Source organism: Nocardioides agri (genome assembly GCF_013778305.1).
GTDB lineage: Bacteria > Actinomycetota > Actinomycetes > Propionibacteriales > Nocardioidaceae > Nocardioides > Nocardioides agri.
The window spans coordinates 508,874-533,030 of the sequence record NZ_JACEIC010000001.1; the positions used below are offsets into that span (position 1 = coordinate 508,874).

At 72.2% G+C, this 24,157-nt stretch carries 23 protein-coding genes; 11 read left to right on the top strand and 12 right to left on the bottom strand.

The genetic code is table 11. The features are described from left to right. Positions 1-82 precede the first annotated feature (82 nt). The gene (locus tag HZF07_RS02620) at positions 83-2,962 is read right to left on the bottom strand and encodes a hypothetical protein (protein WP_157346771.1); all 2,880 of its coding nucleotides are present in this window, start codon (positions 2,960-2,962) and stop codon (positions 83-85) included. Positions 2,963-3,043: 81 nt separating this feature from the next. Next, entirely contained in the window at positions 3,044-4,072 is a 1,029-nt protein-coding gene (locus tag HZF07_RS02625) for a lysylphosphatidylglycerol synthase transmembrane domain-containing protein (RefSeq protein WP_157346773.1), read from the bottom strand. Between the two features lie 133 nt (positions 4,073-4,205). Here HZF07_RS02625 and hsaA point away from each other — a divergent pair, with 133 nt between their 5' ends. Genes hsaA through HZF07_RS02645 form a run of 4 tightly spaced genes read left to right on the top strand, consistent with a single transcriptional unit; the run spans position 4,206 to position 7,820 of the window. Beyond that, positions 4,206-5,372, top strand: coding sequence for a 3-hydroxy-9,10-secoandrosta-1,3,5(10)-triene-9,17-dione monooxygenase oxygenase subunit (gene hsaA, locus HZF07_RS02630; RefSeq protein WP_157346775.1), 1,167 nt, complete (start codon positions 4,206-4,208; stop codon positions 5,370-5,372). After that, the gene (gene hsaD, locus HZF07_RS02635; protein ID WP_181644681.1) at positions 5,373-6,257 is read left to right on the top strand and encodes a 4,5:9,10-diseco-3-hydroxy-5,9,17-trioxoandrosta-1(10),2-diene-4-oate hydrolase; all 885 of its coding nucleotides are present in this window, start codon (positions 5,373-5,375) and stop codon (positions 6,255-6,257) included. Then, positions 6,254-7,156: an iron-dependent extradiol dioxygenase HsaC gene (gene hsaC / locus HZF07_RS02640; RefSeq protein ID WP_309504309.1), complete on the top strand. Its 903-nt coding sequence runs from the start codon at positions 6,254-6,256 to the stop codon at positions 7,154-7,156. The genes hsaD and hsaC overlap by 4 nt, the downstream gene beginning before the upstream one ends. A gap of 13 nt (positions 7,157-7,169) precedes the next feature. Further along, a complete protein-coding gene (locus HZF07_RS02645; protein WP_232523713.1) occupies positions 7,170-7,820 on the top strand; it encodes a flavin reductase family protein in 651 nt (216 codons plus the stop codon). Between the two features lie 411 nt (positions 7,821-8,231). Here the strand turns inward: HZF07_RS02645 and HZF07_RS02650 are convergent, their stop codons facing one another. The 4 genes from HZF07_RS02650 to HZF07_RS02665 form a co-directional block, all read right to left on the bottom strand. Continuing rightward, positions 8,232-9,428 carry an HNH endonuclease signature motif containing protein gene (locus tag HZF07_RS02650; RefSeq protein ID WP_309504312.1) on the bottom strand — a complete coding sequence of 399 codons (1,197 nt, stop codon included), beginning with the start codon at positions 9,426-9,428 and terminating at the stop codon, positions 8,232-8,234. Positions 9,429-9,669: 241 nt separating this feature from the next. Then, entirely contained in the window at positions 9,670-10,275 is a 606-nt protein-coding gene (locus HZF07_RS02655) for a hypothetical protein (protein ID WP_181644682.1), read from the bottom strand. Then, positions 10,272-11,627 (bottom strand): MFS transporter, encoded by a 1,356-nt coding sequence (locus tag HZF07_RS02660; protein ID WP_181644683.1) that lies wholly within the window; start codon positions 11,625-11,627, stop codon positions 10,272-10,274. The genes HZF07_RS02655 and HZF07_RS02660 overlap by 4 nt, the downstream gene beginning before the upstream one ends. A 27-nt stretch (positions 11,628-11,654) precedes the next feature. Further along, positions 11,655-12,788 (bottom strand): NAD(P)/FAD-dependent oxidoreductase, encoded by a 1,134-nt coding sequence (locus HZF07_RS02665; RefSeq protein WP_181644684.1) that lies wholly within the window; start codon positions 12,786-12,788, stop codon positions 11,655-11,657. 137 nt (positions 12,789-12,925) lie between these two features. On the opposite strand from HZF07_RS02665, the gene HZF07_RS02670 reads away from it, so the two are divergent. Continuing rightward, entirely contained in the window at positions 12,926-13,402 is a 477-nt protein-coding gene (locus HZF07_RS02670) for a hypothetical protein (RefSeq protein ID WP_157346779.1), read from the top strand. On the opposite strand, the gene HZF07_RS02675 is transcribed toward HZF07_RS02670, so the two are convergent. The 5 genes from HZF07_RS02675 to HZF07_RS02695 are packed head-to-tail and all read right to left on the bottom strand — an operon-like array spanning position 13,399 to position 18,212. Beyond that, positions 13,399-13,779, bottom strand: coding sequence for a cupin domain-containing protein (locus tag HZF07_RS02675; protein WP_157346781.1), 381 nt, complete (start codon positions 13,777-13,779; stop codon positions 13,399-13,401). The genes HZF07_RS02670 and HZF07_RS02675 overlap by 4 nt on opposite strands. Before the next feature lie 4 nt (positions 13,780-13,783). Further along, the gene (locus HZF07_RS02680) at positions 13,784-14,737 is read right to left on the bottom strand and encodes an acyl-CoA dehydrogenase family protein (RefSeq protein ID WP_157346783.1); all 954 of its coding nucleotides are present in this window, start codon (positions 14,735-14,737) and stop codon (positions 13,784-13,786) included. Beyond that, positions 14,737-15,609 carry an acyl-CoA dehydrogenase family protein gene (locus tag HZF07_RS02685; protein WP_181644685.1) on the bottom strand — a complete coding sequence of 291 codons (873 nt, stop codon included), beginning with the start codon at positions 15,607-15,609 and terminating at the stop codon, positions 14,737-14,739. Before HZF07_RS02685 ends, HZF07_RS02680 begins: the two co-directional genes overlap by 1 nt. After that, positions 15,606-16,760, bottom strand: a complete 1,155-nt coding sequence (locus tag HZF07_RS02690; RefSeq protein ID WP_157346785.1) for an acyl-CoA dehydrogenase family protein — start codon at positions 16,758-16,760, stop codon at positions 15,606-15,608. The genes HZF07_RS02685 and HZF07_RS02690 overlap by 4 nt, the downstream gene beginning before the upstream one ends. Continuing rightward, positions 16,761-18,212, bottom strand: coding sequence for a FadD3 family acyl-CoA ligase (locus tag HZF07_RS02695; protein ID WP_157346787.1), 1,452 nt, complete (start codon positions 18,210-18,212; stop codon positions 16,761-16,763). Positions 18,213-18,233: 21 nt separating this feature from the next. Between HZF07_RS02695 and HZF07_RS02700 the strand changes: the two genes are divergently transcribed. From HZF07_RS02700 to HZF07_RS02725, 6 genes are read left to right on the top strand one after another with little or no spacing between them, the layout of a single operon-like run. Beyond that, entirely contained in the window at positions 18,234-19,406 is a 1,173-nt protein-coding gene (locus HZF07_RS02700; protein ID WP_181644686.1) for an acyl-CoA dehydrogenase family protein, read from the top strand. Next, complete coding sequence (locus HZF07_RS02705) at positions 19,403-20,185, top strand: SDR family oxidoreductase (RefSeq protein WP_157346791.1); 783 nt, start codon at positions 19,403-19,405, stop codon at positions 20,183-20,185. The genes HZF07_RS02700 and HZF07_RS02705 overlap by 4 nt, the downstream gene beginning before the upstream one ends. Beyond that, positions 20,178-20,774: a TetR/AcrR family transcriptional regulator gene (locus HZF07_RS02710; RefSeq protein WP_157346793.1), complete on the top strand. Its 597-nt coding sequence runs from the start codon at positions 20,178-20,180 to the stop codon at positions 20,772-20,774. Before HZF07_RS02705 ends, HZF07_RS02710 begins: the two co-directional genes overlap by 8 nt. After that, the gene (locus tag HZF07_RS02715; protein WP_157346795.1) at positions 20,767-21,915 is read left to right on the top strand and encodes an acetyl-CoA C-acetyltransferase; all 1,149 of its coding nucleotides are present in this window, start codon (positions 20,767-20,769) and stop codon (positions 21,913-21,915) included. The genes HZF07_RS02710 and HZF07_RS02715 overlap by 8 nt, the downstream gene beginning before the upstream one ends. Before the next feature lie 58 nt (positions 21,916-21,973). Next, complete coding sequence (locus tag HZF07_RS02720) at positions 21,974-22,636, top strand: response regulator transcription factor (protein ID WP_181644687.1); 663 nt, start codon at positions 21,974-21,976, stop codon at positions 22,634-22,636. Positions 22,637-22,661: 25 nt separating this feature from the next. Next, the gene (locus tag HZF07_RS02725; RefSeq protein WP_157346797.1) at positions 22,662-23,381 is read left to right on the top strand and encodes a DinB family protein; all 720 of its coding nucleotides are present in this window, start codon (positions 22,662-22,664) and stop codon (positions 23,379-23,381) included. Here the strand turns inward: HZF07_RS02725 and HZF07_RS02730 are convergent. Then, positions 23,374-24,156 carry an isocitrate lyase/PEP mutase family protein gene (locus tag HZF07_RS02730; RefSeq protein WP_157346799.1) on the bottom strand — a complete coding sequence of 261 codons (783 nt, stop codon included), beginning with the start codon at positions 24,154-24,156 and terminating at the stop codon, positions 23,374-23,376. The two genes, HZF07_RS02725 and HZF07_RS02730, sit on opposite strands and share 8 nt — an antisense overlap. Position 24,157 lies beyond the last annotated feature (1 nt).

A 24,157-nucleotide genomic window follows, 5' to 3' on the forward strand; every position in this document is an offset into this window, starting at 1 on the left:
GACCAGCCTCTCAACCGACCGAAGCGAGGCGTCGCGACTCAGGGCGAGAACGGCGCGGTGGCCAGGGGCCACCGCGCTCGCCTCAGCAGTCCCCGCCCAGCTCCACGTCGAGTCCGATCCGTCGCACCCGGACGTCCGTGACCTTTCCGCCGGGCAGGTCGAGGCACCGCAGCAGCTCCCGTGCCGCGTGCCGGCAGCGGTCCCCGCCGCCGCAGCCGCAGTCGGCGTGCGCGTCCTCCTGGGGCAGCGGCTCGTTCCGGTCGGGGTCGAGGCGGTAGCTCATGCCGCCCAGCAGGATCCCGTCGCCGTGCACGCTGACCACGACATCGCGCCGGTCGCTGCTCGCCACCTCGGCCGCGGTGACCTCGCCTCCCGGGACGACGGACAGCGTGACCCGCCGGCTGGCACCTGCGGCGAGGCTGAACGCCTGGCCGCCCTTGCCGACGACCTGCACCGACCAGCCCTTCTTCACCAGGACGGGCGGAAGCGTCACGTCGAGGGTGACGCGGGCCCGGTGGTCGAAGGGGTTGTGCACGGTGAACGACCGTCCGTCGAGCACGGCGACGATCCCGGCGGCGCCGCCCGCGGCGGGCACCGGGTGCACGTTGCGCTGGCCGATGTTGTTGTCGTGCGGCACGAGGCGCCACTCGGGGATCGACTCGCCGGGCGCGAACGCGTCCACGTTGCTCGGGTCGCCCGACGACGAGGCGATCATCAGCAGGCACTCGTGGTCGGCCGTCGTCGGCGTCCACTCGAACGGACCGACCATGACCTCGCCGCCGGGCGGGATGTCCGGGACGGCGATCTGCGCCGTGGTCATCGACTGGAAGTCGTCGGGCCAGGTCAGCCCGGCGCCCGGGTCGGTGTGGAACGCGCGGACGACGACGTTCGTCGCCGTCTGCGTGCCCCGGTTGCGCACCCGCGTGTAGGCGAAGTTGGTGCGGTTCAGCCACGGGTCCTCGTGGGCGGTCCCGTCGTCGGCGAACCGGCGGTTCCAGATGTTCTGGCAGTCCCAGTGGACCGGCTGGTGCTGGTACTCACCGTGCCGCCCGTCGTCGATGTAGACGTCCTGAGCGGGCGGTCGTCCCTCGCGCGTGACCGGCGTCGGCGCGCCGGGGGCCTGGTAGAGGCCCTGCTTCTCGAACGCCCACCGGATGACCTTGCCGTAGGCACCCCCGGCCAGCCCCTCACTGGTCCAGTCGCCGGCGTCGGCGGCCAGCAGCGCGTTCACCCAGGCGCTGACGTTCGTCGGGTTGGTGGCGGGCGTCAGCGTCGAGACACCGCGCAGGATCAGGTACGCCGTCACGCGCGCCGCGAAGCGCCGGAGGTCCGGGCTGGCGGAGTCGCCGCCGAGGCTCCGGTAGATGCGGAAGTGCGAGGTGCACAGGATCTGCTCGGAGCTGTAGCCGCCGGTGTCCTGGGTGCCGCCCCAGGCCCAGCCGCCCCCGACCGGGCGGTCGTGCCGCCGGTTGATCACGCCGGAGACCCAGGGGAAGGTGAAGAACCGGTCCGCCGCCTGGCTGTCGGGGTCGGAGAGGATCGCGGCGAAGCTGTCGCCGGCCGAGTGCGCGAAGCCGAAGTTGGCCGAGTTCACGTGGTCGTAGAGGATGCCGTGCCCGCCGAGCTCGTGGAGGACGACCCGCTTGGAGGTCGCCAGGCCGATCGGGTGGGTCGTGTCGCCGAGGTGGGCGAGCTCGTAGTCGACGTTGGCGATGCCACCGGTGCCGGTCCCGGAGCACGAGGCGTTGATCTCGATCCCGTCGGTCGAGCCGAAGCGGCCGCGGTGGTCGACCGGCACCGGGAACGACGTGCCACCGAAGTAGCCGGTGAACCCCATGCCGTCGACGAGCCGGAAGAACCAGTCGTTGTGCACGTAGGCGTTGACGGCCGCGAAGTCGTTGCTGCGGGCGTCGTAGTCGAAGTTCGTCCCGACCGCCTCGGTCGGCGGGTCGGCGTCGGCGAGCTCGAAGTCCGAGACGTTCACGAACGAGCCCGAGAGCGCCTGCTCGGCGCCGCCGGACGGAGCGGTGAGTCCCTGCAGGGGCACCGAGCTGCGCAGGACGTTGAGCTGGGCGGAGGTGCCGTTGGGGCCGACCGCCGGGCTCAGGTCCCCGGGGTCGGCCGCGAAGACCAGACCGTTGACGTCGGCGACGAACGGGCGCAGCCACAGCAGCGCGCCGGTCGCGACGTCGAGCAGCGCCATCCACGTCACGACCCCGCGAGGAGGCGAGACGATGCGGAACACGATCTCGCGGGCGAGCCGGAAGCTGCCGTCCGCCACGTCGGTCACCGGCGGGACCGGGAACGGGAACGGCAGCGCCGTCGACGCCAGCCCGATCTCGGTGGCCGGCTCGACCTCGTCGCTGAGCCGGCGAGCGGCGTCGTACCGCGCGATCACGAGGGTGTTGCTGACGACCTCCACCTGCCTGCGGTCGTCGCGGGTGTTCGCCGAGCGCAGCGTGAACGCGACGTCGAACGCCGTGCGCATCAGGCCGCTGGTGCCGGTGACGCCGCGCTTGAGGTCGGTGCGGCTCGGCAGCTCGACGTCGATCTGGGGGTACGTCGTGTTGTGGACGTTGCCGATCCTGGCCGGCGAGGTCCGGAGCGTGACGGTGAGTCCGGAGCGCCAGACCGGGATCCCGCGCCAGGTCTGCTGGTAGGCGACGGTCGTCGTGTCGAACTGCCGCTTCTCGCCTGCGAACCGCAGCTCGATCTCGGACCCGTCGCGGCTGTCGTCCTCGACGTCGGTCGGCGCCACGGCGCCACCGAGCGCGGCGCCGGAGAACCACTCGGGCTGCACCCCGACCACGTCGGCGTTCTCGGTGAGGAACTCGGTCGCCGCGAGCTGGGGGAGCTGCGCGCCGGTGAACCGGTTGCGGTCTGCGGGCCGCACCACGCGGGCGAACCTGTCGGGGTCGTCGTCGACATAGAGGCGGCGTGCTTCGTCGTACTGCTGAGCCATGGTGGTCTCCTAGGTCGCCGCAGCCGAGGTGCGGATGCCAGGAGGAGCCGCCCGTCGGTGGAGGAGATACGCTTCGGCGCGTCAGGAGCGTCGCGAGAACCGCCAGCCCGCCCAGGCGAAGGCGCCGATCGGGATGGGCAGCCAGAACGAGAACAGCCGGTAGAGCAGCACCGCGATCACCGCTGTCTCGGTGGGGACGCCGACCAGGGCCAGCATGCCGGTGAGGCCGACGTCCACGACGCCGACGCCGCCCGGGGTGATGGGCACGATCGCCAGCGCCTGCGCGACCACGAAGGCGAGGAGCACCTCCGCGGGCCGGACCTCCGCCCCGAAGGCGACGAGCGCGGCGACCAGGGACGCGTAGTCGAACATCCGGCTGGCGGCCATCGCGAACACCGACCGCCACCAACGGCCGCGGAACGCGTCGGCGATCCGCTGCCGCTGGGCCAGCAGGCCGACGGCGACACCGTCCGGGGTCACCGAGCGGCGCACCAGGTGCAGGACCCGGCCGATCCCGCGGCCGGTGGCCTCGACCAGCCGGGGCCAGGCGAGGGCGGTCACCCCGATCGCGATGATCGCGGCGGCGAGTACGACCGACACGACCAGGCCGAGTTGGAGCTGCTCGGCCGGCGGTGGGCCGATGAGCAGAGCGGGGATCGTGAGGACCGGCAGCAGGAAGAGGACGGCGTTGTTGAGCAGCCCGATCGCGGTCAGGCCGGAGGCGACCGCCGTCGGAGGCTGCCCGGCGTCGATGAGCACCTTGGCCTGGACCATCCCACCGGCGGCTCCGCCTCCGGGCAGCACCTTGGCGGCCGCGCTGCCGGCGAGCTGGGCGGTCGCGGTCGTGCCCCAGCCGACCCGAGGCACCTCCGGCTGGGCGTCGGCCGGCGCGAGCGCGAGCTTGGTCAGCCACCACAGCGACACCAGCCGGCCCGTCTGGAGCACGGCCAGGACGAAGAACCACGGGACGTCGACATCCGCGAGCTGTGGCCACGCGGAGAACATCGTGATGAGCGCCGGCGTCACGAGGTAGAGGCCGACCCCGGTGATCGTCAGGCCGACGGCGCGCCCTCCCCAGCGTCTGACGAGGGTGTTGCGGGACGTCGCCACGCCGAGGATCCTGCTCCCCGGCGTCGAGGCACGGCAAGCGTGGTCAGCGCGGGGGAGCGGCGCGTCGGCATCTCGACCAAAACGAGAACGTGTTCTAGTATCGGTCCTGTCCATTGACGTGACAGGAGTTGCGATGTCCCAGGCTGTTCTCGACGGCGTCCGTGACCTGCTCCCCGGCATCCGGGAGCGGGCCGACGAGGCCGAGCGACTTCGCGTGGTCCCCGAGGCCTCGATCAAGGAGCTGGAGGAGGTCGGATTCTTCCGGTTGCTCCAGCCGAAGCGGTTCGACGGCCTCGAGGCCGACCCTGTCGACTTCTACACGGCCGTCCGCGACATCGCGGGCGCGTGCGGCTCGACCGGCTGGGTCTCCAGCGTCGTCGGCGTGCACCCGTGGCAGGTCGCGCTGTTCGCCGACGAGGCGCAGCAGGCCGTGTGGGGCGCCGACACCAACACCCGGTTGAGCTCCTCCTACGCGCCGACCGGCAAGGCGACCGTCACCGACGGTGGCTACACGCTCTCGGGCAAGTGGAGCTTCTCCTCGGGCTGCGACCACTGCTCGTGGGTGCTGCTGGGCGGCCTCGTCTTCAACGCTGAGGGCAACGTCGTCGACTTCAAGACCTTCATGGTGCCGCGCGAGAACTACACGATCGTCGACGTGTGGCACATGGTCGGCCTCTCCGGGACCGGCTCCAACGACATCGTGGTCGACGACGTGTTCGTGCCCGAGGCGTTCACGCTCAGCATGGGCGACACCGGGCGCTGCTTCGGCCCCGGCCAGGAGCAGAACGGCTCCGACCTCTACAAGCTGCCCTTCCACTCGATCTTCACCGGCACCATCACGACGCCGATCATCGGCATGGCGCTGGGCGCCTACGAGGAGCACGTCGAGATGCAGCAGAAGCGCACCCGCGCGGCGTACCTCGGCGAGAAGGCGTCGCTCGACCCGTTCGCGGCGGTGCGGATCGCTAGGGCGTCCTCGGAGATCGACGCGGCGTGGGCGCTGCTGGTCAACAACATCCGCGAGGAGCAGGCCTACGTCGCCAAGGGCGAGAAGATCCCGCTCAAGACGCGGCTCAAGGTCCGTCGCGACCAGGTGCTGGGCTCGCAGCGGGCGATCGACGCGATCGACTCGCTCTTCGAGGCGTCCGGCGGCCGCGCCCTGGCCCAGGGCACCTACCTGCAGCGTGCCTGGCGCGACGCCCACGCCGGCCGCGTCCACGCCGCCAACGACCCCGAGCGGGCGCTCCAGATGTACGGCGCGCACGAGTTCGGGCACAAGGTCGACCCGGGGATGTACTGAGTGACGATCACCAAGGAATCGGCCCAGCGGTCGGCGAAGGCCGGCGGGATCACGCTGAACTACTACGAGGCCGGGCAGGCCACCGAGGTGGGCGGCGGGCTGCCGCTGGTCATGCTCCACGGCGGCGGTCCGGGTGCGTCGGCGTGGTCGAACTTCGGCCGCGCGCTGCCGCACTTCGCCGCGTCGTTCCGCACCCTGCTCGTCGACCAGCCCGGCTTCGGCGGCTCCGACAAACCTGAGGTGGTCGGCAACTACTACCGGCACGCGGCCGACCACGTCGTCGCGCTGCTCGACGAGCTGGGCATCGACCGGATCCACCTGCTGGGCAACAGCCTCGGCGGCGGTACGGCGATGCGCCTGGCGCTCACCCACCCCGACCGCGTCGGCCGGCTGATCCTCATGGGGCCCGGCGGGCTGTCGCTCAACCTCTTCCACGCCGACCCGACCGAGGGCGTCCAGCGGCTGATGGACTTCGGCGCGAACCCGACGCGCGAGGCGCTGCGGGCGTTCATCTCCACGATGGTCGTCAACCAGGAGCTCGTCACCGACGAGCTCGTCGAGGAGCGGTTCGCGGACGCGACCGCGCCCGGCGCCCGCGAGGCGATGCGCTCGATGGGGATGTCCTTCTGGAACCCCGAGACCGCCGAGGACGGCATGCTCTGGCGCGAGGCGCACCGCCTGCGCAAGCACACGCTGCTGACGTGGGGCCGCGAGGACCGGGTGAACCCGCTGGACGGCGCGTTCACCGCGCTCAAGCTGATCCCGAGGGCGCAGCTGCACGTCTTCCCGAACTGTGGGCACTGGGCGCAGATCGAGGCGGCGGAGGAGTTCGCGGAGATCTCGACCGCGTTCCTCGCGCGTCACGTCGAAAGGAGTCGCTCGTGACGATCGACATCAAGAGCATGGGCTACGTGCGCGTCGCCAGCACCGACCTGTCGCAGTGGGAGACGTTCGCCGGCAAGGTGCTCGGCCTCGCTGCCGGCCGCGGCCCGAACCCCGACCACCAGTACTGGCGGATCGACGAGGTCTCGGCCCGGTTGGTCGTCTTCCCCTCCGACGTCGACCAGCTGTCGTGCGTGGGCTGGGAGCTCGCCGACCACCGGGCGCTCCAGGAGGCGCGCGAGCACCTGCAGAAGGCCGGCGTGGACTTCGAGGAGGGCACCCGGGACGAGCTCGACGAGCGCCGGGTGCAGGAGCTGATCCGGTTCACCGACCCGTTCGACAACGTCTTCGAGCTCTTCCACGGCATCACCTACGAGTCGCGGCCGGTCGTCACGCCGTACGCCGCCACGTTCGTCACAGGCGACCAGGGCATGGGCCACATCGTGCTGCCGGTCACCGACGACGTCGAGGCGCTGCGGTTCTACGCCGACGTGCTCGGCTTCCGGCTGCGCGACTCGATGAGCATGCCGGGGGAGTTCGTCGGCAAGGAGCCCGGCTCGAAGGTGTGGCTGCGCTTCCTCGGCGTGAACCCGAGGCACCACTCGCTCGCGTTCCTGCCGATGCCGAACCCGTCGAAGTGCGTGCACATCATGCTGGAGGTCGACGAGCTCGACCACGTGGGCCGCGCGCTGGAGCGGGTGCGGAAGCACAAGGCGCCGCTGTCGGCGACGCTCGGCCGGCACATGAACGACGAGATGATCTCGTTCTACGTGAAGTCGCCCGGCGGCTTCGACGTCGAGTTCGGCACCGACGGGCTCACCGTGGACGACGGTCGGTGGGTGGCGCGCGAGTCGACCGCCGTCTCCTACTGGGGTCACGACTTCGGTGCTGGCGCACAGTGAGAGCATCGAAGGCATGACCCCGGAACCCAGCCGCGACGTCCCCGACGGGATGCGCCCGGACGCCCGCGCCACCTGGCCGAGCCCCGAGCTGATCAACTCGTGGCTGGGTGACCAGGACATCGACTTCGAGTTCCGGCCCGGCGAGGACGTCGCCGTCCACGACGACCCGGAGGCGGTCGCCCAGGCGCGGCTCTTCCGCGACGTGCTGGGCCGCTTCGCCTCCGGCGTGACCGTCGTCGCCGGGGTCAGCAACGGGGAGCCGGTCGGCATGACCTGCCAGTCGTTCTCCAGCGTCTCCCTCGACCCGCCGCTGGTGCTCTTCATCCCCGCCAAGAGCTCCCGCGCCTGGCCGCTGATCCAGCGCTCGGGCCGCTTCTGCGTCAACTTCCTCGCCGCCGACCAGGCCGACCTGTCCAACATCATGGCCAGCCGGGGCACCGACAAGTTCGCCGACGTGAAGTGGACGCCCGCCCCCGAGACGGGCTCGCCGATGCTCGAGGGCGCCCTGGCCCACCTCGACTGCGCCATCCACGCGGTCCACGAGGCCGGCGACCACTACGTCGTCATCGGCCGCGTCCTCGACCTGGTCGCCGATGCCGATTCCGATGCCGACCCGCTGCTGTTCTACCGGGGCCAGTACCGCACCACCGACGCGCGTTCCTGAGGCACACGGCGCTCGTCGTGGGTGTCGTCGTCCTCCCCCGGGGGCGCCATTGTTCGTCCTCCGTCGACCGCGTCAAGGGTTCCCTACGGCGGCTTCGCCGCCCTTGACCCGGCCGCCTCCGGACGAGTTGGCGCCTATCGGGAGGACGCCGACCTGCGGTCGGGGCCGGTGGTTGAGGAAGGCGCGCTAGCGCCTGTCTCGAAACTCAACGTGTGGGTGTCGTCGTCCTCCCGGGGCGCCAAGGATGGGCGTGCGTCCTCCGCCGTCAAGGGTTCGCTTCGCCGCTTCGCGCCCTTGACGGCTCCTCCCGCACGCCCAGTTGGCGCCTATCGGGAGGACGCCGACCTGCGGTCGGGCGCGCGAGCGTTCCAGCGGAGTTTCTGATTCACCTGGTGGATCAAGATCTCCGTTCTACGTCCGCCGGTGGAAGCTGACCTTGCCGGTGGGCTGCATCCGGGTCTCGTAGGTGGTGTCGTGGATGCGGGTGTGGTGCCACGGGCACAGGCTGATGCCCTGATCGACGGTGGTGGTCCCTCCGTCGGCCCACCGGGTCTCGTGGTGGGTGTGGAGGCCGAGCTTGCGGTCGCAGCCCTCGGCGCGGCAGCCCTGGTCGCGGATCGTGATCGCGATGCGGTGGTACGTCGGGTGGAAGCGCCGCTCCCGCCCGACGTCGATCGGCGTCGAGTCACCGCCCAGGACGACGGGGATGACGCCGGCTTCGCACAGCAGCCGCCGCGCGGCGCCGGGGGAGATGCGGTCGCCGGTGTCCAGGAGTCCGGCCTGCTCGACGCGACCCAGGAGTGAGTCCTCGGTGATGGTAACGACCAGGGTGGCGTTGAGGCCGCCCAGCTTGGGCAGCTGCGTGACCGGGTAGCGCTCGATCAGCGTGCAGAGCGCCTGCCCCATGGCGTCGGGGCCGCGGAGCTGCTCCGCGCCGGCGCTCCTGGTGGCACGTTGGTGCTTGGGGGCGGTGATCGCGGCGAGCATCTTGCGGAGTGCGGCGCCGTGGAACGTGGGGATCTGGCCGCGCAGGTGGGTGGTGCCGTGGCCGTCGTCGTGGAGCGCGAGCCGGCACGCCGTCATCGCCGCAGCCTCCTCACGTTCCAGCAGGGCGGCCTCGTGGGCGTCGGCGGCGTCGGGGTCGATGACCTCGTGGAGCCGCTTGCCCAGGATGCGCAGGGTCTTGGCGTCGTGGTGGGCCGCTTCGGCGAGCAGGTGCCGCTCGGCCCGGGACCGCGCCTCGGCGGGGAGCCGGTCGACGGCCTGGACGATGACGCGGGCCTGGTCGACACAGACCCGGCCGGCGGCGAGCGCGTCCCTAGTGAGCGGGTGCTGCTCGAGGTCGTGCCCGAGCCGCACCGTCCGGTTGGTCTCGGCGCGGGTCTGCTTGGTCTGGTGCGCCAGCCAGTTCGCGGCACTCGAGGCGGCCACGTCCTGGCCCACGTGGAGGTCGTCGGCGTGCGCCGCGACTCTGGCTTCGAGCTCGGCGAGCCTCGCCCTCGCCCGCGCGAGGCCGACGAGGGTCGCGGCGGTCTCGGACGCGTCCATCGACCACACCGACGCGTGATTGACGGCGTCGAGCTCCTGGTGGACGTGGGCGGTCGCCACCGACACTCGGTGTCTGGGAGTGGCGATCGCCGTCATAGAGAAATCCAAGCACCGACCACCGACAGTGAGGTCCCCAGAACCCAGCGTTTGCCCGGTATGTGGACAATCCACAGGCACAACTTCCGGGACCAAGATGCGGCCGGCGACCCGGGAAGCGACCGCAACCCGGAGCCCACCTCACCCGCTTCGCTGCCTGGCGGCGGCCAGCCCAAAGCGACCCGCAACCCGCTGCCAGTGGCGCTCAGACCAACGACCGCAGCCGATCGAGCAACGCGTCCTTGACGGCCTGGGTCACGGCCGGCTGGATCTGCTCGTTCAGAGCCTGCTGGTCGTCGACGTTCGCGAGCAGCGCGCGCATGTCGAGGTCCTCGATCGCGCGGACCAGGACGTCGTCGGTGTCGAGTGCCCCGTCGATGACCGAGTCCGGGATGGCTCGGATCAGGGTCTCGAGGAGGCTGTTGAGCTCGGCCTGGTCGAGCGCGTCGTCGACGAGCGCGGAGGCAGGGGGCAGGGTCCCGTCGTCCTGCATCCGGCCGACGGCCGCGACCAGCCCGTCCTGCAGCGCCGCGACCTCGGCGTCGGTCGGCTCGGCGGCGCGTGCGAGCGAGAGGGTGAGCGCCTCGCGGCTGGTGCCGAGGGTGCATGCGGCCTCGTCGAGGCCGATCAGCACGAGCTGCTCGGTAAGCGCGTCGATGCCGTCCGAGTACGACGTGACCTCGCGCGCGGCACAGGGGTCCGCGGGCTCGAGCGGCTCGAACGTGCCGCCGCCGTACGCGACCTGGATGCCGAGCACGGCGGCGACCAGGACCACCGCGAGCGCCGGCAGGGCGAGGACCCGCGGGCTCACGGCGTCCTCCGCCAGGGCGGCGCCGCCACGGTGAGGAGCGCGAGCAGCGCCAGGAGGGCGCCGGCCAGGAAGGAGTCGCGGAAGGCGTGGGTGGCCGCGCGCTCGAGCTGGGCGTCCAGGTCCTGCTCGAGCTGGGCCGCAGCGGGGCGGAACTCCGCGGAGATGTCGGCGGCGGCGAACGCGTCGTGGAGGTCCGGGACCTGGCCCTGCTGCTCGGTCAGCTCCTCACCCAGCGCGCGGGCCAGCGCTACCTTGTCCTGCGCCGGCAGCGGTGCGTCGAGCACCAGCGCGGTGATCGCCTGCTCGGCGGGCACCTGCGCGTCCATCAGGTCGGCGGTGAAGATCGGCGTGAGGATCGCCAGGCCGACCACCACGCCCAGGTGCCGGGCGCTGATCGTCCAGCTTGCGTGCTCGACGCGGGGGAGGCGCAGGTGCATGGCCCGGACGGTCAGCTGGTCGACGGTCAGCCCGAGCCCGAGGCCGATGAGCGCCTGCGGCGCGACGGTCCAGGCGAGCTCGGCCGAGGGCAGCACCGCGAGTCCGGCCAGCCCGCCGGCGACCAGGAAGCAGCCCACGCCGACCTCGACCACGGAGGACGGGCGCAGCAGCCGCACCAGCGGCCGCGCGGCCAGCGCGGCGACGGGGACGACCGACACGGTGAGCGCGGCGGCCGCCGGTGACTGGCCCCAGCCGTTGACCAGGAGGAGCACCAGCAGGAAGAGCGCGGCGGTGAGGGCGGCCGACAACAGTGCCAGCGTCAGGTTGGCGCGTACGGCGGGCCGGTGCCGGACGAACTCGGCGGGCGGAGCCGCGAGCGGACCGGAGCGCACGGCCAGGGCCGCGGGCACCGCGAGCACGGCGAAGGGCACCTGGACGACGAAGATCGCCTGCCACGAGAACGCCTGCGTGAGCAGGCCACCGGCCACCGGTCCGGTGGCCGTGCCGATCACCCCGGCGCTGATCCAGGTCGCGATGCCGCGCCGCTCGCCGTACAGCGCGACCAGGATCTCCAGGCACCCGACCAGGGCGAGCGCGCCACCGAGCGCCTGCACGCACCGGGCCGCGATCAGGAGCTCGATGGACCGGGCGACCGCACACCACGCGGAGGCGGCCGCGAAGACCGCGATGCCGCCCGCGCCGAGCAGCCGCGGCTGCGCCCGGCGGAAGCCGACCGCCGTCGGCACGGCGACCAGACCCAGCACCAGGTTGAAGGAGATCAGCACCCACGCGACCTCGGCGACGGTCGTGTCGAGGTTGAGCAGGATGTCGGGCAGCGCGAGCGTGACGATCGCGGAGTCCGCGAGCACCAGGGCCACGGTCACCGCGATGAGAGGGGCCACGGCGCGACGCACCCGACCATCCTTGCAGCAGACCGTCCTCTACGGCGTCCACTCGCGGCCGAACCAGCGCCGCACCCGGTCGATGCCGAACACCGCCTTGTCGGCGGCCAGCTCGATGCTCGGCCCCTGCAGCGCGCCGGTGGGCGCGAGGCCGCGGAGGAACGTCACGTCGACCTTCCCGACCAGCCCCGCGCCGAACTCGAGGTAGCAGGTGCCGGTGCCGTCGTACGCCGCACCGCTCTCCTCGCCGCGGGAGCGGGCGATGAGCTGGGCCGCCACGACGGCGGCCTGTCCCTCGGCGAAGACACCGGCCTTGGGGGTGCCGACGCTGGTCACGTCACCGACGGCGTACACGTCGTCGAACCGGGTCTGCAGCGTCGCGGGGTCGACCGCGATCCACCCGTCCTCGGTGAGCCCGGCCTCGACGACGACCTCCGGCGCCCGGTGGACGGGGACGGCCAGCAACAGGTCGAAGGGCAGCGAGCTGCCGTCGGCCAGCACCGCGCGGCCGGGTTCGACGGACCGGACCAGCGCGCCGGGGTGCCAGGCGATGCCACGCCGCTCGAACTGGGCGAGCAGCGCCTTCGACGCCGCCGGCGACGGCGGGATCGGCACCGGCAGCGGCATGGCGAGCGAGACGGAGGAGGTGTCCAGCAGGCCGCGCTCGCGGAGGTGGTCGTGGACGAGCAGCGCGGTCTCACTCGGCGCCGGCGGGCACTTGAACGGCGTGGACGTCACGGCGACCACGACGTCCCCGCCGGGGAAGTCGGCGAGCACCTCGCGCAGCCGGAAGGCGCCGTCCTCGGTGTAGAACTCGTGGCCGTGCTCGACCAGCCCCGGCGTCGCAGCGGGGTCGAGGTCGGCACCGAGGGCAACCACGAGGACGTCGGCCTCGAAGGTCCCGGCCGTCGTCTCGACGCTCCGCGCACGCGGGTCGATCGACTCGACGGTCGCCGGGACGAACCGAACGCCGGGGTGCGCCAGGTCGGCGTACGGGTGCGTGACGTGGTCGGCGGTGGCCCGCCCGAACATCACGTCCAGCTTGGAGAACCCGAAGACGAACCCGTCGGTCCGGTCGACGAGCGTGACCTCGACGGCCCCGTCGGTCTCGGCCGCGAGCGTGGAGGCCAGCTCGAGGCCGCCGAACCCGGCACCCAGGATGAGGACGCGCACCAGCTCAACCTAGCGACGGTTCGGTCGTGGCCCCGCGGATCGGCAGCCGGTCTGATCAGATGTGGGTACGACCGACAGCCGCTCCTCCTCGTCGGCAGCGACGCAACCGAAAGGGCATCGCGCGCGTCAGACAGGTCATGAAGACGTTGATCCTCGGGATCGCCGCGACCGCGCTCGGCGCCGTCGGTGCTGTCGCCTCAGCCGCCGACCCGCCGCGGGCCGATCTGCTCCACCAGCTCGAGGGGCGTGCCGACGTCCGGCAGGAGATGATCGGAGGCGCGCCGACCGGCCTCTTCCAGTGCGCCATCAGGGTGCTCGACCGCGACGGCCGCACGCTCTACGCCTGGATGCGCTGCGGCGACTTCCGCACCGGCCCGCATGCCGAGGAGCTCAGCGGCTCGTCCCTCGCGGCGGTCGTGAGGCTGGACCGCCAGGGCGACGTCGCCCGGGTGCGCTTCCCGCGGCAGCAGTCGTTGCGCGCGGACATCGAGCGGATGTTCCCGCCGGACCTGCAGCAGCGCGTGCTCCGCGGCGACATCCGGACGATCCCGGGCGAGGCGACGCTCCTCCATCGTGCCGAGGACACCGCGCCCCGGCCGCCCGGAGCCCGCTAGGCCGGACCGTCGACGTTGACGGTCGGCACGCCGCCGCCGACCCGGGCGATGACGGCCAGCGAAGGCTCCCCGGTCGGGTTGGACTCCCGGTGCACGGTCCACGCCGGCACGTGCACGAAGTCGCCCGGCCCGGCGTCGAGCCAGCCCTCGTGGCCCTCGAACTCGAGGCGCAGGATGCCGCGGACGACGTACAGGCTCGACTCGTTGCGGTCGTGGTGGTGCCAGCCCGAGACGGCGCCGGGTGCGGTCTCCACCTGCCCCGCCCACAGCAGCGGCAGCTCGAAGGCGCGCTCGCGGTCCATCCCCGGCGTCGGGTCGGCGGCGACCAGGTCGGCCGGCGTGAACACCCGGACCGGACGGGGGAGCTCGGCGCTCATGCCGTCAGAGTGCCACAGCCGCGCGATGCTCCGCCGCCGAGCCGAAGAGCTGTCCCAGAGCGTGCGCGCGCTTGAAGACCAGGTGCGCGTCGTGCTCCCAGGTGATCGCGATGCCGCCGTGCAGCTGGACGGTCTCGGCGGCGATCCGCGCCAGCGCGTCGGTGCAGTAGGACTTCGCGGCGTGCGTGAGCTGCTCGGCGTCGTCGGCGTGGATCGCGACGGCGTACGACGCGGCCCAGGACGCCGAGCGCGACATCTCGGCCAGCACCAGCATGTCGGCCATCCGGTGCTTGAGCGCCTGGAAGGACCCGATCGGCCTGCCGAACTGCACGCGCTGCTTGCTGTAGGCGACCGTCATCTCGAGCGCCCGGCTCGCCAGTCCCGCGGCCAGCGCCGCGCACCCGACCGCGCCGACCTGGCGCGCCCGCTCGCGGGCGCGCGGGCCGTCGCCGATCCGGGTGGTCGTGCCGCCGGTGACGGCGGCGAGGCGGACCGTCTGGTCCATCGTGGGCGTCCACGACGTCTGGGCGCCGGAGACCTCGAAGAGGCCGTCGTCGGTGGCGAGCAGGAGGATCGTGGCCAGGTCCCCGTCCAGCACTGGCGCGTCGCCGTCGACGAGGGCGGCCACCTCGCCGGCCGCGATCCGGGGGAGCAGCCGGGCCTTGGCGTCGTCGTCCGCGCCGGCGAGCAGCGCCTCGGAGGTGACCAGCGTGGACAGCAGCGGCGACGGCACCAGCGCCCGGCCGACCTCCTCCAGCACCGCGAGCGACTCGAACAGCGACGCGCCGAAGCCGTCGTGCTCCTCGGGCACGTTGAGCGCTGCGACGCCGATCTGCTCGCACAGTGTCGACCACAGCGCCTCGTCGTACCGCTCGACGCGGGACGTGCCGCGCTTGTCCAGCAGCGAGCGGACCGTCGCGGCGAGCTCCTGCTGCTCCTCGGTGAGCGCGAACTCCATCAGCCCGCCCCCAGGTTCTGCAGGATGCGCGCCCGGTGGAAGTCCGGGGTGCCCCAGGCGGTGACGAGCGCGCGGATCTTGGTCAACCACAGGCTGAGGTCGAGCTCCCGCGTGTACCCGACCGCGCCGTGGACCTGGAGGCCGGTGCGGGAGGCGCGGTAGGCCGCGTCGCCCGCGGCGACCTTGGCGGCGGACACGTCGACCTCGCCGAGGGCGGCACCGAGGACGAGCGGGCGGGCGAAGTCCAGCCCGATGCGCACGTCGGCGAGCGCATGCTTGATCGCCTGGTAGGAGCCGATCTCGCGCCCGAACTGCTTGCGCTGCTTCACGTACGCGACCGAGTCGGCGAGCACCCGCTCGCCGGCGCCGAGCAGCTGCGCGGCCGTGGCGAGCACGGCGAGGTCGAAGGCCTCGCGGCTCGGCTCGCCCGCCCCGGTGACGGGGAAGAGGTGGCGGGTCGGGTCGACGGACGCGATCCGCTCGCCGACCGAGTCGGCGGGCGCGTCGCCGACGTAGACGTGGTCCGCGACGTCCGCGTCCAGCGCGTAGGGGACGTGCGGCGGGAGGGCGACGGTCGCGACACCCGCCACGTCGTGGCCGAGCGCGATCGGGAGGTACGCCGCGGACTCGACCCACGGGCCGGGCACGGCGTGCCGTCCGAGCGCCTCGAACGCGACCGCGACCTCGACCGGCGTCGCGTCGGTCGCCAGCGAGGTGACGCCGAGGTCGGCGAGCCGGGACCACAACGCGAGGCCGGGGCCGTGGTCGCCGTCGGCCCACGCCCGCGCGGCGGCGACGGTGCCGGCGCCCGAGAGCAGCGAGTCGAGCGCGGCGGCGAAGTCGCGCTGGTCGGCGTCGAGAACGAACCTCACCTCTGGGCCCCCTTCGGCTCGCGCGGCAGTCCGAGGATCCGCTCGGCGACGATGTTGCGCTGGATCTCGTTGGTGCCCGCGTAGATCGGCCCCGACAGCGAGAACGTGTAGCCGTCCAGCCAGGGCGACTCCACCTCGGCCTCCGCACCGAGCAGGTCGAGGGCGGTCTCGTGCAGGGCCACGTCGAGCTCCGACCAGAAGACCTTGTTGACCGAGCCCGCGGCACCGATGTCGCCGCCGTCGCGCAGCCGGGTGACCGTGCCCCACGTGTAGAGCCGGTAGGCCTGTGCCTGGATCCAGGCGTCGACGACCGCGTCGGCGCTGGCTGCGGGCGGCCGCGGCGTACGACGGTAGAGGTCGACGAGCCGGTCGGCCGCGGCGCAGAAGCGGCCGGGGGAGCGCAGCGACAGGCCGCGCTCGTTGCCGGCGGTCGACATCGCGACCCGCCACCCGTCGCCCGGCGCGCCGAGGACGTCGGAGTCGGGGACGAAGACGTCCTCGAAGAAGATCTCCGCGAACCCCGCCTCCCCGTCGAGCTGCGCGATCGGCCGCACGGTGATGCCGTCGGCGTCGAGCGGGAAGAGGAAGTAGGTCAGGCCGTGGTGCCGCTCGGCCCCGGGGTCGGAGCGGAAGAGGCCGAAGCCCCAGTGCGCGAACGACGCCCGCGACGACCACGTCTTCTGGCCGTTGAGCACCCAGCCGCCGCGCTGGTCGTCGCGCGTCGCGGTCGAGCGGAGCGAGGCGAGGTCGGAGCCGGCCTCGGGCTCGCTCCAGCACTGCGCCCAGACCTGCTCGCCGGTCGCCATCGAGGGCAGGAACCGGTCCTGCTGCTCCTGCGCGCCGTGGTCGAAGAGGATGGGGGAGAGCAGGAAGATGCCGTTCTGGGAGACCCGTCCCGGGGCGCCGGCGCGGTAGTACTCCTCCTCGAAGACCACCCACTCGACCAGCGAGGCGCCGCGGCCGTGGTAGGCCTCCGGCCACGAGACGACCGACCAGCGCGCCTCGGCGAGCCGGGCCTCCCACTCCTGGTGGGCGACGAAGCCCTCGGCGGTGTCCATCGACGGCAGCGGCTCGGCGGGGACGTTGGCCGCCAGCCACGCCCTCGCCTCGGCCTGGAACGCCTTCTCGGCATCCGAGAGTGTCAGGTCCATCTACTTCCTCAGCTGAGTCTTGAGCACCTTGCCGGACAGGTTGCGGGGGAGCGCGTCGACGAGCTCGACGTGCCGCGGCACCTTGAAGTTGGCGAGTCGCTCCCTGGCGAAGGCGATCACGTCGTCGGGGGCCACCGAGCCCACGACGTACGCCTTGCCGACCTCGCCCATCCGCTCGTCGGGCACGCCGACGACCGCGACGTCGGCGACGCCGTCCATCCGGGCCAGTGCCTGCTCGACCTCGGCGGGGTAGACGTTGAAGCCACCGGAGATGTACATGTCCTTGAGCCGGTCGGTGATCGACAGGTTGCCGTGCTCGTCGAGCACGCCGACGTCGCCGGTGTGCAGCCAGCCGTCGGCGTCGATCGCCTCCGCGGTCGCCTCCGGGTCGTCGAGGTAGCCGAGCATCACGTAGTCGCCGCGCACCAGGAGCTCGCCCTCCGCCCCGATGCGGGTCTCCATCCCCGGGATGGCGCGGCCACACGTCGTCGCGACGGTCTCGGCGGAGTCGCCGTCGCGGCACATCGTGACCACCACCGCCTCGGTCATGCCGAACGCGGTCACCACCTGGTCGATCTGCAGGTCCTCCCGCATCCGCTCGATCAGCACGACCGGTACGACGGCCGCCCCGGTCACCGCGAGCCGCAGCGACGACAGGTCGCGCTCGGCGCGGCCGGGCGCGTTGAGCAGCGAGGTGAAGATCGTGGGTGCGCCGGGCAGCACGGTGATGCGCTCGGACTCGATGAGCCCCATCACCGCGTCGAGGTCGAACGTCGCGACCGGGTAGAGCGTCGCACCGGTGAGCAGTCCGACGACGATGCCGATCTTGTAGCCGAAGGAGTGGAAGAACGGGTTGACCACGAGGTAGCGGTCGTCCGGGCGGACGCCGCCGAGCTCGGCCCAGGCGCGGGCGACGCCGATCGTCTGGCGGTGGGCGCTCATCGCGCCCTTGGAGCGACCGGTGGTGCCGGACGTGAAGAGGATGTCCGCGACGTCGTCGGGCGAGCGGTCGGCGGGTGCGGCCGCGCCGGCGCCCCGGGCCATGAGGTCGGGCAGGGTGACGACCTGCTCGGACACCCCCGCGTCGGCCAGCTCGCGCACCTGGTCGCGGCCGAGGAAGCCGTCGTGCACGACCACCACGCGCGCCGACGTGCGCGCGACCACGTCGGCGACCTCGTGGCCGACGTAGCGTGAGTTCACCGGCACGAGGACGCCGCCGGCGTAGGACACCGCGAGGGCCGCGACCGCCCAGTCCGTGCTGTTGGGCCCCCAGAGCACGACCCGATCACCCGGCGCGACGCCCAGGTCGGCGTACGCCGCGGCCGCCGCCTCCACGCGGGAGAGCAGGCCGGCGTACGACAGCGTCGAGCCGCCCTCGACGTAGGCCGGGTGGTCGCCGAAGCGCTCCGCGGCAGCGCGGAGCAGGGCGGGCAGTGTCTCCTGACCAAGCATTTGCTTGGTAGAGTAGCACCCGTGGACCTGACCTACTCCGATGCGGACCAGGCCTTCCGCGCCGAGGTGCGGGGCTGGCTCGAGGAGCACCTGACCGGCGAGTGGGCGGCGCTGCGCGGGCTCGGCGGCGCGGGCCGCGACCACGAGGCGCACGACGAGCGGGTCGCCTGGAACCGGCTGCTCGCCGAGCACGGCTGGACCTGCGTCGGCTGGCCGACCGAGCACGGCGGCCGCGGGCTGAGCCTGACCCAGCAGGTGATCTTCCACGAGGAGTACGCCAAGGCCGACGCGCCCGTGCGGGTCAACCACCTGGGCGAGGAGCTGCTCGGCCCGACCCTGATGGCGTTCGGCACCGAGGAGCAGCAGGCGCGGTTCCTGCCGCGGATCGTCGCGGTCGAGGAGCTCTGGGCGCAGGGTTACTCCGAGCCGGACGCCGGCTCCGACCTCGCCAACGTGCAGACCAGGGCCCGCCTCGAGGGCGACGAGTGGGTCATCGACGGGCAGAAGGTGTGGACGTCCAACGCGCACTTCAGCCAGTGGGCGTTCGTCCTGTGCCGCACCGAGCCGGGCTCGCAGCGCCACCACGGGCTGTCCTTCCTGCTGGTGCCGCTCGACCAGGACGGCGTCGAGGTCCGCCCGATCGAGCAGCTGACCGGCGGCTCGGAGTTCAACGAGGTCTTCTTCACCGGCGCGCGCACGGCGGCCGACCTGGTCGTCGGCGAGCCGGGCCAGGGCTGGCGGGTCGCCATGGCGCTGCTCGGCTTCGAGCGCGGCGTCTCGGTGCTCGCGCAGGTCGTCGGGTTCGCGCGCGAGCTCGACGGCGTGGTCGACCTCGCCCGGGCCAACGGGACGATCGACGACCCGGTGCTGCGCGACCGGCTCGCCGGCCTCAAGGTCGAGCTCGAGGTGCTGCGGCGCCAGGCGATGCGCGGCCTCTCCTCCGACGACGCGGCCGGACCGTCGGTCTTCAAGCTGGTCTGGGCGAGCTGGCACAAGAGGCTCGGCGAGGTCGCGATGGACGTCCTCGGCGCCGACGGACTCACCACCGCGACGGCCGACGGCTACGAGCTCGACCGCTGGCAACGACTCTTCCTCTTCGCGCGCGCCGACACGATCTACGGCGGCAGCGACGAGGTGCAGCGCAACATCCTCGCCGAGCGCGTGCTCGGCCTTCCCCGAGAGGCACGCGGATGACCGTTCCCGAGTACGTCGCAGGGCACGACCTGCTCGCCGGCAAGGTGGTGGCGGTGACCGCCGGTGCCGGCGCGGGCATCGGCGCGTCCGTCGTACGTCGGGCGCTCGAGGAGGGCGCGAGGGCGGTGGTCTTCAGCGACACCCACGAGCGTCGGCTGGCGGAGGCGGAGGCGACGCTGGCCGAGGAGTTCGGCGCAGACCGGGTGCGCCAGCTCGTCTGCGACGTGACGGACGACGCGCAGGTGGCGGCGTTCCTCGACGCCGCCGACGACTTCGGCGGCGTCGACGTGATGATCAACAACGCCGGCCTGGGCGGCACGGCGAGCATCCTCGAGATGACCGACGACCAGTGGTCGACGGTCCTCGACATCACCCTCACCGGCACCTTCCGCTGCATCCGGGCGGCCGGGCAGCGGATGGTGGCGGCCGGGAGGAGGGGCGTGATCGTCAACAACGCCTCGGTGATCGGGTGGCGGGCGCAGGAGGGCCAAGCCCACTACGCTGCGGCGAAGGCCGGCGTGATGGCACTGACCAGGTGTGCTGCCATGGACCTGGCGCCGCACGGCATCCGGGTCAACGCGGTGTCGCCGAGCCTGGCCATGCACCCGTTCCTCGCGAAGGTCACCTCCGACGAGCTGCTCGACGAGCTGACGAGCCGCGAGGCGTTCAAGCGGGCCGCCGAGCCGTGGGAGGTCGCGAACGTGATGGTGTTCCTGGCGAGCGACTACTCGTCGTACCTCACCGGTGAGGTCGTGTCCGTGAGCAGCCAGCATGCCTAGGGAGACGCAAGCCTCTGCGACGCGGCGCGACGAGCTGCTCGCGATCGCCGCCCGGCTCTTCGCCGAGAAGGGCTTCAAGAACACCACGGTCCGCGACATCGCCGACGCGGCCGGGATCCTGTCGGGCAGTCTCTACCACCACTTCGACTCCAAGGAGTCGATGGTCGACGAGATCCTGCAGACCTTCCAGGCCGAGCTCTTCGCGTCGTACGACGAGGTGCTGGCGAGCGCCGACGACCCGCGCACGAAGATCGAGCGGGCGGTGCGGCTCTCCTTCGCCGCGATCGACCAGCACCGGCACGAGGTGGCGATCTTCCAGAACGACGCCGACCACCTGGGCAGCTTCCCGCGGTTCGCCTACCTGGCGGAGCGCAACGCGCAGTCGCGCAACGTCTGGATGACGCTGCTGACCGAGGGCGTCGAGAGCGGCGCGCTGCGCCAGGACCTCGACGTCACGCTGACCTACCGCTTCATCCGCGACACCGTCTGGGTCGCGGTGCGGTGGTACCGGCCCGGCGGCGGGCTCTCGCACGAGGCCATCGCCGACCAGTACCTGACGATTCTCCTGGATGGGATTGCTGATGCCTGAGGCCTACATCGTCGACGCCGTCCGTACGCCGGTCGGCAAGCGCGGGGGAGCCCTCGCGGGCGTGCACTCCGCCGACCTCGCCGCGCACACCCTCGCCGCGCTAGTACGCCGTACCGGTGTCGACCCGGGGGCGGTCGACGACGTGATCCTCGGCTGCTGCGACACGATCGGCTCGCAGGCCGGCGACGTGGCTCGCACCGCGTGGCTGGTCGCGGGGCTGCCCGACCACGTGCCGGGCGTGACGATCGACCGGCAGTGCGGCTCCTCCCAGCAGGCCGTGCACTTCGCGGCCCAGGGCGTCATGTCCGGCACCCAGGACCTCGTCGTCGCCGGCGGTGTGCAGAACATGAGCGCGATCCCGATCGCCGCCGCGATGCTCATCGGCCAGCAGTACGGCTTCTCCACGCCGTTCGCGGAGTCGCCGGGCTGGCAGGCGCGCTACGGCGACCAGGAGGTCAGCCAGTTCCGCTCCGCCGAGATGATCGCCGAGAAGTGGGGGATCTCGCGGCAGGAGATGGAGGAGTTCGCGCTCGCCTCGCACGAGCGGGCGCGGGCAGCGATCGCCGAGGGCCGGTTCGCGGGCGAGATCGAGCCGCTCGACGGCTTCGACACCGACCAGTGCCCGCGGGAGACGTCGCTGGAGAAGATGGCCGGCCTCGAGCCGCTGGCACCCGGCGGCCGGATCACCGCCGCGGTCTCGTCGCAGATCTGCGACGGCTCGGCGGCGATCCTGGTGGCGTCGGAGCGGGCGGTGCAGGACCACGGCCTGACGCCGCGAGCGCGGGTGCACCACCTGTCGGTCCGTGGCGACGACCCGGTCTGGATGCTCACCGGGCCGATCGGCGCCACCAAGCAAGCGCTGGAGAGGACGGGGCTGTCGGTCGACGACATCGACCTCTTCGAGTGCAACGAGGCGTTCGCCTCCGTGGTGCTCGCCTGGATGAAGGAGACCGGTGCGCCGCACCAGAAGGTCAACGTCAACGGCGGCGGCATCGCGCTCGGCCACCCGATCGGCGCCACCGGCGCCCGGCTCATGACGACCATGCTGGCCGAGCTCGAGCGCACGGGCGGCCGCTACGGCCTGCAGACGATGTGCGAGGGCGGCGGCCAGGCCAACGTGACGATCATCGAGCGCCTCTGACCTCGCGTCGGGCACGTCTGCACGCCGAACCTCAATCGGGCCGCACTAGTGTGGAGAGGTGATTCAAAGTCGGCTGCGCCTGGCCATCGTCGATGACTACGCCGTCGTGGTGGCGGGAGTCGCCGCCTTCCTCGCCGACGAGAACATCGACGTCGTCGAGACGGGCGCGTCACAGCAGGTGCTGAGCGATGTCGACATTGTCCTCTACGACACCTTCGGCCAGGTCCAGGGCAGCGGTCTCGACCTCGAGGACTTCGTCCGGAACAGTGGGGCGAAGGTCGTCGTCTACTCCTGGAACATCCAGCCGGACATGATCGTGCAGGCGATCGCGGGCGGTGCCCGTGGCTACCTCTCGAAAGTGCTCTCCGGTCCCCAGGTCGTCGAGGCGCTCAAGCGCGTTGTCGCGGGCGAGGTCGTGATCCTGCCGGGCAGCAACGAGTCGAGCGTGGAGGGGTCCGGTGACTGGCCGGGGCGAGCCGCCGGTCTGTCCCCGCGTGAAGCCGAGATCATCGCGCTGATCACCCAGGGGCTGAGCAACCAGGAGATCGCCGACCGCGCCTTCCTCAGCATCAACTCCGTGAAGACCTACATCCGCTCGGCCTACCGCAAGATCGGGGCGCAGCGTCGCTCGCAGGCTGTGCTCTGGGGCGCGACGAACGGCTTCGAGCCTGACACGCTGCGCACCATCGACCCCGCCTTGGTGCTGCGGCGGCCGCGCTAGTCGAGTCAGCGTCTAGGGTCGCGACATGGCGCAGGAGTTCACCGACGTCGATCTCAGCGGCTCCCGGTTCCGCGACGTGCTGCTGCACGACGTGGTGATGATCGGCGTCGAGCTGGCCCACGTCCGCATCGACGGCGCGATCAAGGACGTCGTGATCAACGGCGTCGACGTCGTGCCCTACGTCGAGGCGGAGCTCGATCGCCGCGACCCCGAGCGCCCGAAGATGCGCCCCACCGACCCGGCCGGGTTCCGCGAGGCGTGGGACATCGTCGAGCGGCGGTGGGCGGAGACCGTCGCTCGCGCCCGCGTGCTGCCGGCCGCGCTGCTCGACGAGTCGGTCGAGGGGGAGTGGTCCTTCATCCAGACCCTGCGGCACCTCACGTTCGCCACCGACTCGTGGGTGACCCGCGCGATCCTCGGCCAGCCGACGCCGTGGCACCGGCTCGGGCTGCCCTGGGAGGGTGCGCCCGACATCCCCGGCTGGCACGGCGAGCGTGAGGCGCGGCCCTCGCTCGACGAGGTGCTGGAGGTCCGGCGAGACCGGATGGCGACCGTGCGCGCCTACCTCGACGACCTGACCGAGCAGGTCCTCGAGTCCCGGACGGAGCCGGTCGACGCGCCGGGCTGGCCGCCGCCGGAGAGCTTCCCGGTGCGCCGGTGCCTCTTGATCGTGCTCAACGAGGAGTACCTGCACCGGCTCTTCGCCGAGCGCGACCTCGCCGTGCTCGAGCAGCGGGTCAGTTGAGCATCCGCATCGTCGACGGCACCCCGCCGCCGCGGTGCACGTCCTCGGCGAGCTCCTGGAGCGCGGTGAGGGCGACGTTCTGCGACATCGGGCCGTAGGAGACCCGGGCGACCCCGAGCTCCTCCAGGCGCGCCAGCGGCGGCACTCCCGGGATGCCGATCATGGTCAGGCGCTGCGGGCCGAAGGCGTCGACGAGGGTGACGACCTGCTCCTCGGAGAGCCGCCCGGGGACGAAGACCACCGGGGCGCCGGCGTCGAGGAACGCCTTGCCGCGCTCGACGGCATCGGCGAGCACCTCGCCCTGGTCGCGGTCGCGACCGCGGACGAAGGCGTCGGTGCGGGCGTTGAGGACGAAGTCGACGCCCTCCTCCTCGGCGATCTTCATGATCTTCTCGACGTTGGCGGCCGCCTCGGCGAGCGGGCGCATCTGGTCCTCGATGTTCGCGCCCACGACGCCCAGGCCGATCGCGCGACGGACGGTCTCGGCAGGGTCGCCGTACCCGCCCTCGAGGTCCGCGGAGACCGGGAGGTCGGTTGCGGCGACGATCCGTCCGACCATGTCGAGCATGAGGTCGACCGGGATGTGCTCGCCGTCCTCGTAGCCGAGGGTGGCGGCGATCGAGTGGCTCGCGGTCGCGAGGGCCGCCGTGCCGTCGACCGCGGCCACGACCCGGGCGCTGATGACGTCCCAGACGTTGACGACGGTCAACAGCTCGGGCGCCTGGTGCAGGCGGAGCAGGGTGGACGCCTTCTGCTGCGTGGTCTCGTCGCTCATG

Coding starts and splice junctions, on each gene's coding strand:
- HZF07_RS02695 (WP_157346787.1), bottom strand. CDS start 18,212: ATGCTTGGTCAGGAGACACTGCCCGCCCTGCTCCGCGCTGCCGCGGAG.
- HZF07_RS02645 (WP_232523713.1), top strand. CDS start 7,170: ATGACCCCGGAACCCAGCCGCGACGTCCCCGACGGGATGCGCCCGGAC.
- HZF07_RS02715 (WP_157346795.1), top strand. CDS start 20,767: ATGCCTGAGGCCTACATCGTCGACGCCGTCCGTACGCCGGTCGGCAAG.
- HZF07_RS02670 (WP_157346779.1), top strand. CDS start 12,926: ATGAAGACGTTGATCCTCGGGATCGCCGCGACCGCGCTCGGCGCCGTC.
- HZF07_RS02705 (WP_157346791.1), top strand. CDS start 19,403: ATGACCGTTCCCGAGTACGTCGCAGGGCACGACCTGCTCGCCGGCAAG.
- HZF07_RS02710 (WP_157346793.1), top strand. CDS start 20,178: ATGCCTAGGGAGACGCAAGCCTCTGCGACGCGGCGCGACGAGCTGCTC.
- HZF07_RS02725 (WP_157346797.1), top strand. CDS start 22,662: ATGGCGCAGGAGTTCACCGACGTCGATCTCAGCGGCTCCCGGTTCCGC.
- HZF07_RS02680 (WP_157346783.1), bottom strand. CDS start 14,737: ATGGAGTTCGCGCTCACCGAGGAGCAGCAGGAGCTCGCCGCGACGGTC.
- HZF07_RS02730 (WP_157346799.1), bottom strand. CDS start 24,156: ATGAGCGACGAGACCACGCAGCAGAAGGCGTCCACCCTGCTCCGCCTG.
- HZF07_RS02690 (WP_157346785.1), bottom strand. CDS start 16,760: ATGGACCTGACACTCTCGGATGCCGAGAAGGCGTTCCAGGCCGAGGCG.
- hsaA (WP_157346775.1), top strand. CDS start 4,206: ATGTCCCAGGCTGTTCTCGACGGCGTCCGTGACCTGCTCCCCGGCATC.
- HZF07_RS02675 (WP_157346781.1), bottom strand. CDS start 13,779: ATGAGCGCCGAGCTCCCCCGTCCGGTCCGGGTGTTCACGCCGGCCGAC.
- HZF07_RS02620 (WP_157346771.1), bottom strand. CDS start 2,962: ATGGCTCAGCAGTACGACGAAGCACGCCGCCTCTATGTCGACGACGAC.